This window comes from Gluconobacter sp. P1D12_c (assembly GCF_018812105.1).
In the GTDB taxonomy this organism is placed as follows: Bacteria; Pseudomonadota; Alphaproteobacteria; order Acetobacterales; family Acetobacteraceae; genus Gluconobacter; species Gluconobacter oxydans_A.
Window position 1 is genome coordinate 1 of sequence record NZ_JACSIQ010000950.1, and the last position, 332, is coordinate 332.

At 50.6% G+C, this 332-nt stretch carries 1 protein-coding gene; it reads right to left on the reverse strand.

What is annotated here, in order from left to right; all coding sequences use genetic code 11:
* Nucleotides 1-185, reverse strand: a 185-nt coding sequence (locus tag KP705_RS19930) for a transposase (RefSeq protein WP_215765570.1), incomplete at its 3' end; no start/stop codon positions are given.
* Nucleotides 186-332: the final 147 nt, after the last annotated feature.

Genomic DNA, 332 nt, shown 5'->3' on the forward strand with positions numbered 1-332 from the left:
TTGGAGAGCGTTTTGTGCGGACCGTATTCCCGTGGCGCATCACGCCAGCGCATACCATTGCGGTTCACAAAAATGCTGCCGCTCAGCACACGGCGGTCATCAACTCGAGGTTTGCCGTGGCTCTTGGTAAAAAACGGCCGCAGACGTTCCATTTGTTCGTCCGTCAGCCAAAACAGGTCGCTCATCTTCAGTCTCCTCACAGAGCCTGAATCAAAATTCCCAATTCAAATCAATGGGTCCTGAGCCTAGTACGAATTATTTCACAAAAGGCGCCAATACCCGGACACCGGGTCTTGATATTACTGCACGATATTCTTCAGATATCGGCCAAT